The sequence below is a fragment of the Zoogloea sp. genome (assembly GCF_017302315.1).
In the GTDB taxonomy this organism is placed as follows: domain Bacteria; phylum Pseudomonadota; class Gammaproteobacteria; order Burkholderiales; family Rhodocyclaceae; genus Zoogloea.
This window is the reverse complement of sequence record NZ_JAFLDT010000116.1, coordinates 1-9,634: the sequence shown is the minus strand read 5'-3', so window position 1 is coordinate 9,634 and position 9,634 is coordinate 1. Positions and strand designations below refer to the sequence as shown.

13 protein-coding genes and 1 pseudogene are annotated in these 9,634 nt (G+C 67.9%); 7 read left to right on the top strand and 7 right to left on the bottom strand.

Annotation, left to right across the window (positions count from 1 at the left end):
• Positions 1-188 precede the first annotated feature (188 nt).
• The 5 genes from J0L98_RS20175 (at position 189) to J0L98_RS20155 (ending at position 2,810) form a co-directional block, all read left to right on the top strand.
• Positions 189-1,070: a cation transporter gene (locus tag J0L98_RS20175; protein ID WP_296413851.1), complete on the top strand. Its 882-nt coding sequence runs from the start codon at positions 189-191 to the stop codon at positions 1,068-1,070.
• Between the two features lie 163 nt (positions 1,071-1,233).
• Positions 1,234-1,452, top strand: coding sequence for a helix-turn-helix domain-containing protein (locus tag J0L98_RS20170; protein ID WP_365955187.1), 219 nt, complete (start codon positions 1,234-1,236; stop codon positions 1,450-1,452).
• Between the two features lie 79 nt (positions 1,453-1,531).
• Entirely contained in the window at positions 1,532-1,726 is a 195-nt protein-coding gene (locus tag J0L98_RS20165; RefSeq protein WP_296413848.1) for a hypothetical protein, read from the top strand.
• Complete coding sequence (locus tag J0L98_RS20160; RefSeq protein ID WP_296413847.1) at positions 1,726-2,139, top strand: hypothetical protein; 414 nt, start codon at positions 1,726-1,728, stop codon at positions 2,137-2,139. Before J0L98_RS20165 ends, J0L98_RS20160 begins: the two co-directional genes overlap by 1 nt.
• An 83-nt stretch (positions 2,140-2,222) precedes the next feature.
• On the top strand, positions 2,223-2,810 hold the full coding sequence (locus tag J0L98_RS20155) for a dihydrofolate reductase family protein (protein WP_296413845.1): 588 nt from the start codon (positions 2,223-2,225) through the stop codon (positions 2,808-2,810).
• Positions 2,811-2,822: 12 nt separating this feature from the next.
• On the opposite strand, the gene J0L98_RS20150 is transcribed toward J0L98_RS20155, so the two are convergent.
• From J0L98_RS20150 to J0L98_RS20130, 5 genes are all read right to left on the bottom strand, one after another.
• Entirely contained in the window at positions 2,823-3,539 is a 717-nt protein-coding gene (locus tag J0L98_RS20150) for a class I SAM-dependent methyltransferase (protein WP_296413843.1), read from the bottom strand.
• A gap of 61 nt (positions 3,540-3,600) precedes the next feature.
• Positions 3,601-4,755 carry an MFS transporter gene (locus tag J0L98_RS20145; protein ID WP_296413841.1) on the bottom strand — a complete coding sequence of 385 codons (1,155 nt, stop codon included), beginning with the start codon at positions 4,753-4,755 and terminating at the stop codon, positions 3,601-3,603.
• A 45-nt stretch (positions 4,756-4,800) separates the two neighbouring features.
• A complete protein-coding gene (asd, locus tag J0L98_RS20140) occupies positions 4,801-5,652 on the bottom strand; it encodes an archaetidylserine decarboxylase (RefSeq protein ID WP_296413840.1) in 852 nt (283 codons plus the stop codon).
• Positions 5,653-6,019: 367 nt separating this feature from the next.
• Positions 6,020-6,223, bottom strand: coding sequence for a heavy-metal-associated domain-containing protein (locus J0L98_RS20135; protein WP_296413838.1), 204 nt, complete (start codon positions 6,221-6,223; stop codon positions 6,020-6,022).
• A gap of 25 nt (positions 6,224-6,248) precedes the next feature.
• Entirely contained in the window at positions 6,249-6,707 is a 459-nt protein-coding gene (locus J0L98_RS20130; protein ID WP_296413836.1) for a PACE efflux transporter, read from the bottom strand.
• 107 nt (positions 6,708-6,814) lie between these two features.
• Between J0L98_RS20130 and J0L98_RS20125 the strand changes: the two genes are divergently transcribed.
• Together J0L98_RS20125 and J0L98_RS20120 are read left to right on the top strand one after the other, a co-directional pair.
• Positions 6,815-7,351, top strand: coding sequence for a DOMON-like domain-containing protein (locus J0L98_RS20125; protein WP_296413835.1), 537 nt, complete (start codon positions 6,815-6,817; stop codon positions 7,349-7,351).
• Positions 7,348-8,556: a DUF1343 domain-containing protein gene (locus tag J0L98_RS20120; protein ID WP_296413833.1), complete on the top strand. Its 1,209-nt coding sequence runs from the start codon at positions 7,348-7,350 to the stop codon at positions 8,554-8,556. Before J0L98_RS20125 ends, J0L98_RS20120 begins: the two co-directional genes overlap by 4 nt.
• A 71-nt stretch (positions 8,557-8,627) precedes the next feature.
• On the opposite strand, the gene fliW is transcribed toward J0L98_RS20120, so the two are convergent.
• A complete protein-coding gene (gene fliW, locus J0L98_RS20115; RefSeq protein WP_296413830.1) occupies positions 8,628-9,059 on the bottom strand; it encodes a flagellar assembly protein FliW in 432 nt (143 codons plus the stop codon).
• Between the two features lie 218 nt (positions 9,060-9,277).
• A pseudogene (locus tag J0L98_RS20110) lies at positions 9,278-9,634 on the bottom strand (hypothetical protein); the annotation flags it as partial.

Genomic DNA, 9,634 nt, shown 5'->3' with positions numbered 1-9,634 from the left:
GCGTTCCACGAGCAGCCGTCGGTGACGGGCAGGATCAGGGATTCGGCTTCGGAGGGCGGGCGGAAGACGGGTTCGACGTAGCGGATCAGCGGGGCGTTCATGGCGGGCGGGCTGGGTGAGGCGAGGATGAAAGGCTACCATCCGGGCGACGGCGCCTGCGCATTGGCGGCGCGCGAGGGAGGAATGGGATGAGTGAATCGACGACCGGCACCTGCAAGGGGGCCTGTGGCTGCGCGGCGGCCAGCCCGCCGGTGGCGGCCGGCGTGGCCGCCCGCTTCCGCTCCACCTTCCGGGTGGACGACATGGACTGCCCGGGTGAGGAACACCTGGTGCGCATGGCCCTGGACGGCCACACCCAGGCCCTGGCCTTCGACCTGATGGCCCGCACCGTGACCGTCTGGCACAGCCTGCCGGTGGACGACATCGAAGCCCGCATCGCGCGGCTGGGCATGGGCGCCGAGCGCCTGGACAGCGGGCCTGCCGATGGCCTGCCCGCGGCGCAGGCCACCGATGCGGCCGCCGAGCGCCGGGCCTTGAGCTGGCTGCTGGCCATCAACGCGGTGATGTTCGTGATTGAAGGCCTGGCCGGCTGGTGGGCCGAATCCACCGGCCTGCTCGCCGACGGCCTCGACATGTTTGCCGACGCCGCCGTGTATGGGGTGGCCCTCTATGCCGTGGGGCGCGGCGCCGCCCTGCAACTGCGCGCCGCCCATCTGGCCGGCTGGCTGCAGCTCGCCCTGGGCATTGGCCTGTTCGGCCGGGTGATCCACCACGTGCTGTACGGCTCCGCCACCCTCGCCACCGCCATGATGGGCATCTCCGCCCTGGCCCTGGCCGCCAACCTCGGCTGCATGGCCCTCATCGCCCGCCACCGCCACGGCGGCGCCCACATGAAGGCCAGCTACATCTTCACCGCCAACGATGCCCTGGCCAACGTGGGCGTCATCGTCGCCGGGCTGCTGGTGGCCTGGCTGGGCCACCCCTGGCCCGACTGGGTCATCGGCAGCCTGATCGGCGTGGTGGTGGTGGGTGGGGCGGTGAGGATATTGCGGATGGGGCGGGGGGAGTGAGGTAGTTCATTGGCGGACGGCTTTTCCACGAGTTACATTCAAACGGTATATCTCAAGGAGATCCGTCGTGCCCTCGAAGACTAAGCCTCTCTCCCTGAAGGAACTCGCCAGGCTCGAGGCTGATCGGGATCTGGGTGCCGAACTTCTGCAGTCCGTCCGCGAAATGAAGGCGGGGAAGTTGCATGTGGCCTACAGCCCGGCAATCGAGGCGCGCGAGAAGACGGGCTTGTCCCAAAGCCAGTTCGCCGCATTGCTTGGCGTCTCTGTGCGCACGCTGCAAGGCTGGGAGCAAGGTCGCAAGCAGCCGAGCGGCGCAGCGCGAACCTTGCTGACGATTGCCCGGACCAATCCGCAGGCTTTGCTGGCGGTGGTCGGCAAGTAGCACAAGGCTTGCATGGACATCCTGATCAAACCACCCGCTCCCGCGGCGGTCGGCGCTGACCGCTGGGCCTGGTCACGCAATGCTTGATCTCGTCGCCGAATTTCTCCTCAACGTCGTTCTGATCGGCGTTTTCTACTGGCCGGGCTGGCTTTTCCTGCGGGTGCTCACGCTTGGGCGCTATCCACCGCGGGGAGGGGGCAAACACGATCCGGAGTTTGTCGCTGTGTTCGGGGTCGTGTTGCTTGTGGTGATCCTGCTGCTGGGGAACGCCTGATGCCGATGCGCCTGTTACTGAAGAACCTGCTGTTGGCCCTTCTGCTGCTTGCGGGGGCTGCGCTGGGGCTTCTCGTCGTGGGTTCGGTGCTGGTGCCGTGGGCATTTGGCGAGGCCATGTGTGGCAACGAGGTGATTGCCGAGTACCCGTCGCCGGGTAATCAGCACCGGGTCGTCGTCTTTCAGCGCGACTGTGGGGCCACGACCGGGTTCAGCACCCAGGCTTCGCTCCTTGATGCCGACGAGGCGCTTGGGAATGAGGGCGGGAACCTGTTCGTGTCCGACACCAACCATGGGGCCGCGCCGGCCGTGTCGGTGGTTTGGACGGGTGAGAGGGCGCTGGTGCTTCGGCATTACGCCGCGGCGCGCGTTTTCAAGAGCGTGCCGAAGAGGGATGGTGTAAGAATCTCGTAAGAGGCAGACGCGGGGCTTTCCGCACCGGAACCTCGTCTCTGACCTGTGAATCCCTCTTCGAGCGTCCTTTATCCCGCCCGGCCATGAAAACCCAGTATTACACCGCCTCCACCCTCGATGGTTTCATCGCCACGGAAGACGATTCCCTCGACTGGCTGTTCCCCCTTGGTGACGTGAATGCCTCCAGCTACCCGGCCTTCATTGCCGAGGTGGGGGCCCTGGCCATGGGCGCGTCGACCTATGAGTGGTTGCTGCGCAACGGGGACGCGGTGGCGGAGGAGACCGGTTCGCCCTGGCAGTATAGCCAGCCGGCCTGGGTCTTCAGTCATCGGGTGCATCCGGCGATCGAAGGGGCAGACATCCGCTTTGTGGCGGGGGATGTCCGACAGGTGCACGCCGACATGAAGGCGGCGGCGGGGGGCAGGAACATCTGGATCGTCGGCGGCGGCGAGCTGGCCGGTCAGTTCCACGACGCCGGCTTGCTCGATGAGCTCATCGTGCAGATCGGCTCGGCCACCCTGGGGAGTGGCAAGCCGCTGCTGCCGCGTCGGATCCTGAGCCCGGGGCTGCGCCTGCTGTCGGTCAGCCAGATGGGGGCGGGCATGGCGGAATTGCGCTATGCCGTGTGCCGGGCTGAGGTGTCGACCCTGGGGGCGTCGACCCCGGACTGATGGGGGCGGCGCTCAGCCCGGCTTCTTCAGCACATCCACCCGCTGGGGTGGGTAGAAGGTGGCGCCTTCCAGGCCGAGGTGGGCTTCGAAGGCCTGGCGTACTTGCGCGTAGAGATCCGGGGACAGGCGGTGGTTGGTGTGGGTCACCTGGATCATGCGCGTGTCGAACTCGGCGAAGTCGGCAAAGTGGCTGCGGGTCTGGAAGAAGAGCTGGCGGTCGAGGGCCAGGATGCCGCTTTCCACGGCCCGGCATTCGGCGGCAAAGGCGGCTTCGCGCACCGTCTTCTCGTCGTGGAAGAGGCGGATGACTTCGTTGAATTCGCCGGCGTAGACCGGCTCGGAGATCCAGGCCAGGCCGCCGGGGCGCAGCACCCGGGCGATCTCGGCCAGGGCCTGGTCCATGTGGGCCACGGGTACGTGGTGCAGGGACTTGAACAGGATCACCAGGTCCACGCTGGCGTCGTCGGCGGGGATGGCCTCGGCGCCGCCGTGAAGAAAGCGGACCTGGGGCAGGTCGGTGATCTGGAGGTTGCGGGCGTGCTGGATGCTGTCCACCTCAAGGGCCAGGATCTCGCGCACCCGGCCGCTTTCGGCGAGGCTGCGGGTCTTCTCGGCACGGCCGCAACCCAGCTCCAGCACCCGGGCGCCGTCGAGGGGCAGTTCGGCCAGCATGAGCTGGACTTCGTTGCAGCGCAGGGTCTGGCTGGGGTCGGCGATCTTCATGGGCATGGTGGGATGGGGGCTGGGCTTGGTAGGCTGGAATATTAGCAGATCGTGATTCTTCTTCTGCTCAGCGCTGCCGCCCACGGGGCCACCAAAGGGGCGCCAGCGCCACCAGGCCCAGCAGCGGCCCGGGCAGCAGCAGCCAGGCCACCTGCTCCTGCAACTGCGGCCACAGGCGGGTGCTGAGGGTGATGGACACCATGGTGATGGCGAAGCCGATGGCGTTCTGGAAGGCGAGGGCGCTACCCACGATCTCGGGCGGGCAGGCTCGCGCCGACAGAGCCGAGAAGTGGGGGGAGTCGGCCACCACGCTGGCGCCCCAGATCAGCATCACCAGGGCCAGCAGCCATTGGCTGTCCTTGAGGAAGGGATAGGCGGCGCAGCAGGCGGCAGACACGGCCAGGGCGATGGCGGCGACGCGGGCGCTGCCGATCTTGCGGCTGGCGAAGCCGCCCAGCACGCAGCCGGCGGCGCCGATGCCGATGACGGCGAAGGCCGGCCCGGAAGCCTTGCCCTGGGTGATCGCGCCGACCAGCAGGGGCACCAAGGTCCAGAAGGCGTAGAGCTCCCACATGTGGCCGAAGTAGCCCAGGGCCGAGGCCCTGAAGCGGGCTTCGGTGAAGGTGAGCAGCACGCGCCCGAGGCGCAGGGGCGGGGTGCCGGGCTTGCGCACCAGGTGCGGGCCGTCACCCAGGCGGCGGATGAGGCCAGCGGCGAGCACGGCCAGGCCGGACGACACCAGCACCGTGGCCTGCCAGCCCCAGCCGGTCTCCAGAAAGCGCACGCCATGGGGCAGGGCGGTGCCCAGGGTGAGCATGCCCACCAGCCAGGCCAGGGCCGAGCCGGCCTGCTCCGGCACCCAGCTCACCACCAGCTTCATGCCCAGGGGGTAGACCCCGGCCAGGGCCAGGCCGACGGCAAAGCGGAACAGCAGCGCGGAATCCATGCCGCTGGCGAAGAGCGCGAAGCCGGCGTTGGCGGCGGCGCCGAGCAGGGCGCACAGGGCGAAGATGCGGCTGGCCGGGAAGCGGTCGGCCAGGCCGGTGAGGGAGAAACCGAGGGTGCCAAGGATGAAGCCCAGCTGCACGGCGTTGGTGAGCCGGCCCAGGTCGGCGGGCACCAGCTGCCAGGCCCGCATCAGGTCGTCGCCGGCGGCGTTGGCCGAGAACCACAGGGACGTCCCGAAGAGCTGGGCAATGACGATGATCGGCAGAATGGGCATGGGGCTCCTCGGGTCGCAGGGCGGCCAGCGCCCCACACGGAAAGGCTATGCGGCCCGGCTGCCCATGGCTTCGCCCATGCGGATGGGGCGGGCGGGCGCCCAGTCGGGGGTAAAGCGGATGCGCTTCTTGGGGAAGAGCATGACCACCGTGGAGCCGAGCAGGAAGCGGCCCATCTCGTCACCCTTCTTCAGCGTGACCTGGCCGGGGGCGTAGTCCCACTCGCGGATCTTGCCGGGGCGGGGCGGGTTGATCTGGCCCTGCCACACGGTGGCCATGCTGCCGACGATGGTGGCGCCCACCAGCACCAGCACGAAGGGGCCGATCTGGTCGTTCTCGAACACGCACACCACCCGCTCGTTGCGGGCGAACAGGCCGGGCACACCCCGGGCGGTGGTGGGGTTGACCGAGAACAGGGCGCCGGGCACGTAGATCATGCGGGTCAGGCGGCCGTCGCAGGGCATGTGGATGCGGTGGTAGTCCCGCGGGCTGAGGTAGAGGGTGGCGAACTCGCCGTCCTGGAACTGGATGGCCAGGTCCCGGTCGCCGCCCACCAGGGTGTGGGTGGAGTAGTTGTGCCCCTTGGCCTGGAAGATGCGGTCCTGGTGGATGCGCCCGAACTGGCTGATGGCCCCGTCCACCGGGCAGAGGAAGTCGGCGTCGGCCAGGGGGCGGGCGCCGGCCTTGAGGGGGCGGGTGAAGAAATCGTTGAAGCTGGCGTAGCTGGCGATGTCCGGGTTGGCGGCCTCGGCCATGTTCACCCCGTAGCGGCCGACGAACCAGCGGATCACCGAGGTGGTGAGCCCCCCGGCCCGGGCGCCGGCCAGCTTGCCGGCCAGCAGGGTGATGGCCTGCTTGGGGATCAGGTACTGGGGAAGAACGGCGAGGCGGTCGGACACGGTGAGATCCTGCTGGGGTGAAGGGGCGGATTATAGCGGGCGAGGGCAAGGCGCCCACGTTTGCGCAGGGGCGAGGTGTAGGGGCGACTTCAGAGGGTGTCGCAAAACTCGTCGCCAACTAGGCATTCACGATGGACTCGGCACCAAACGCGGTTCAGTCACCCGAAAATGCCACGTTTTTGCAAGCTAAATGCCGTTTTTGATCTCATAACGCAGGTGTCTCGGCTGTGCAAAATGGTTTTACAACACCCTCTTCAGTCGCCCATCCGTGCGTCGCTCACAGGCAAGCCCTTGATCCAAGCCCGCGGGCGACTGAAGTCGCCCCTACGCGAGCTGTGGGGTCGAATTCATTCGACCATCCCAACATTCAGCGCGTCGGGTATCCGGCTTCTTCAATGGCGGAGCGGATGTCGCCTTCGGTGACCATGCTGGTGTGCTCGATCTCGGCGTGGCCGGTTTCGAGGGAGACGTCCACGTAGCCGATGCAGGGCAGATCCTGGATGGCGTTCATGACGGTGCGCAGGCAGTCGTCGGACTGCATGCCGGTGATGGTGAGGGTGGTGGTGGGCATGGCGGGTGGTCTCGTGGGTCAGGGGTCAGGGATTCGAGGGCTGGGCGGCGATGGGGAAGAGGCGGTCGTAGGCCAGGTTGAAGCCGAAGGCGTAAACCATGTACGCAAGCGCCAGGCCGATGTCGGCCACCAGGGCCGAGAGCCAGTCCATGTGGGTCCACAGCACGATCACCGGCAGGGTCATCAGCAGGAGGCCGCCTTCGAAGCCGACCGCATGGGCGACGCGCAGGGGCCAGGGGCGGTGGTCGGCGGTGCGGCCGGTGAGGCGGCCTTCGATCCAGTCGAAGGCGGTGTTGTAGCCGCCGTTCCACAGGGCCGCGATGAGGGCCAGGATGAGCAGCAGGCCGATGGAATCCACGGCGGGTACGCCCGACAGCCACACGAAGGGCGGGCTGATCAGCAGCAGGCCGCCGATTTCGAACAGGGCGACCTGGCGGAGGCGATCCAGCAGGCTGCGCTGGGTGGGGTGATGGACAGCGGACATGGGGTGGCAACAGATGACAGAGGCGGATGGACCGCAGAAAGTGACGGGAGTTTAACGTGTTGCCCGGACCCGCTAAACTGCGCGGTCTTATGCCCGATTGCCCATCCATGACCCCGCCCCTTGAGCTCGTGTGCCACCCGGCCAGGCCGGATAGCTGCGTGCGACGGATCGGGGTGACGGTGGCGCGCGAGGCCGACGGTGGCCTGGATGTGCGCTACCGGCTGGAGGGCGCGCTGGATGGCCTGTGTCTTCCGGCGGGCGGCCTGCCTGTCGAGCGTCTGTGGGCGCATACCTGCTTCGAGCTGTTCTTGATGGCTGAAGGCGGCGAGGCCTACCGGGAGTTCAACTTTTCACCGGGAGGGCAGTGGATGTGCTTCGATTTTTCGGCCTACCGGGTGCGCGTCGACAGCCCCGCCACGCCTGCGCCGCAGCTTGACTGGCAGCGTTCGGGGGATGCCCTGACGCTGGCGCTGACCCTGCCTGCGTCAGCCCTGCCGGCCGGCGCGCTGCGCCTGGGGATCACCGCCGTTGTCGAGCACATCGACGGCAGCCACCGCTACTGGGCTCTGGGCCATCCGCCCGGCAAGCCCGATTTTCACCACCGTGAGGGCTTTGCCCTCGCCTTACCGGCCCCGACACCATGATCCAGTTCGGTCTCGACCGCCTCCTTGCCGACCCTGCCCTGCGCCGCCCCCTGGCGGGCAAGCGGGTCGCGCTGCTGGCCCACCCGGCCTCCCTCACCCGTGATCTGGACCATGCCATCGACGCCCTGGCGGCCCTGCCCGACATCCAGTTGTCGGCGGCCTTCGGCCCCCAGCACGGCCTGCGTGGCGACAAGCAGGACAACATGGTCGAGTCCTCCGACTACTTCGATCCCCGGCACGGCATCCCCGTGTTCAGCCTGTACGGCGAAGTGCGCCGCCCCACGGCGACGATGATGGACCGCTTCGACGTGCTGCTGGTGGATCTGCAGGATCTGGGCTGCCGCATCTACACCTTCATCACCACCCTGCGTTACGTGCTGGAGGCCGCCGCGAGGCACAAGAAGGCGGTGTGGGTGCTTGACCGTCCCAACCCCGCCGGCCGGCCGGTGGAGGGCACCCTGTTGCAACCCGGCTGGGAGAGTTTTGTCGGCGCCGGCCCGCTTCCCATGCGCCATGGCATGACCATGGGCGAGCTGGCCCGCTGGTTCATCGCCACCCTCAAGCTGGATGTGGAGTGCGAGGTGATCACCATGACCGGCTGGGTGCCCGAGGCGGCGCCGGGCTATGGCTGGCCGGTGAGTGAGCGAAGCTGGGTGAATCCGAGCCCCAACGCGCCCAACCTGTCCATGGCCCGGGCCTATGCGGGCACGGTGATGCTGGAGGGCACGACCCTGTCGGAGGGGCGCGGCACCACGCGGCCCCTGGAGCTGTTCGGGGCGCCGGACATCGATGCCCGTCAGGTGATCGCCCACATGCAGGCCTTCGCCCCCAAGTGGCTGGCCGGTTGCCGCCTGCGCGAGTGCTGGTTCGAGCCCACCTTCCACAAGCATGCGGGCAAGCTGTGCAGCGGGGTGCAGATCCATGTGGAAGACCCCACCCACTACGATCACGCGGTATTCCGCCCCTGGCGCCTGCAGGCCCTGGCCTTCAAGGCCATCCGCCGGCTGCAGCGGGACTACCCCCTGTGGCGCGATTTTCCCTACGAGTACGAACACGACCGCCTGGCCATTGATCTGATCAATGGTTCGGCACTGCTGCGCGAGTGGGTGGATGATCCCACCTCCCGCCCGGGCGACCTCGATGCGCCGGCCTGCGCCGATGAGCGCGAGTGGCTGGAGACGCGGGGGGGCTTCCTGCTCTACTGATGGTGGCTGCGCCGGTGGTTAAAAAACAGGGCGCCTGCGGGCGCCCTGTTTTCATCGTGCGGGAATGTGTATCAGGCCACGGCCTTCAGCGTCACGCTGGTATCCACCTTGCCGATGATCTTCTGCAGGCCACGACGGGTGGCGGTGTTGACCACCAGTGGGGCCATCACGTTGGCGCGGACGGGGGCGGCGCCGGGCTCGCCACGGCTGACGATCAGCAGCACGCTGGCGTCGTCGGCATTGCCCAGTTGCAGGCTGGCCACTTCGTCGTCGGTGAGGGCGAATTCGTAGTTGAGGCCGACGATGTCGGGGGTGGTGACGGTGAAGGCGACTTCCGGGTCGTCGAGGCACTGGAGCATGAACAGTTTGGGGGCGTCGTTGCCTTCGCTGTGCAGCAGGGTGAACTGGCGGCAGGCTTCGAAGCCTGGCAGGCCGGAGGGAAAGTCGATGATGCGATCTGCGGATACGTCGACTTCGCCAACGATGGGACTGGTGATCTTCATGGTTTTCCCCTTTGGAATGGAAGCGGAGGGCGAGCGAAGGTCCGCTCGCGCGTTTGTTTTCTTCCATCATAGACATGGGGCAGCAATTCGACCCCGCGAAGTGAAGGGGCTTTTGCCCCTAATCCCGGGGACAGGCCGGCGGGCCGGAAATGAAGAAGGGCGCCCGCAGGCGCCCTTCAGGAAGACTGACCGGGGTGTGACCCCGGCCGGGCTTCGTCTTAGCGGTCGCGATTGAAGGTGCGACCGGCGCGGGGCTTGCCGCCGGTGCCTTCGCTACGGGCACCGCCAAAGCCGCCACCGGCGTTGTGGTGGGTGGAACTGCGCTTGGCCACGTGGGGGAACTCGGTGCGATGTTCGGGGTGACGCGGGGCGCTGTTGCCGTCGGTGCGGCGGGGGGTGTCACGGAAGTCGCGACGGCCTTCGCCATTGCCGGCCCAGGGGCTGGCGGGGCGGCCATCGGCTTCACGACGGGGCTCGCGGTCGCTGCGGGGGCCACCGAAGCCGGCGGACGGACGCTTGTCGCCGAAGCGACCACCGCCGTTGCCGAAGCTGCGGCCACCATCACGGCGCGGGCC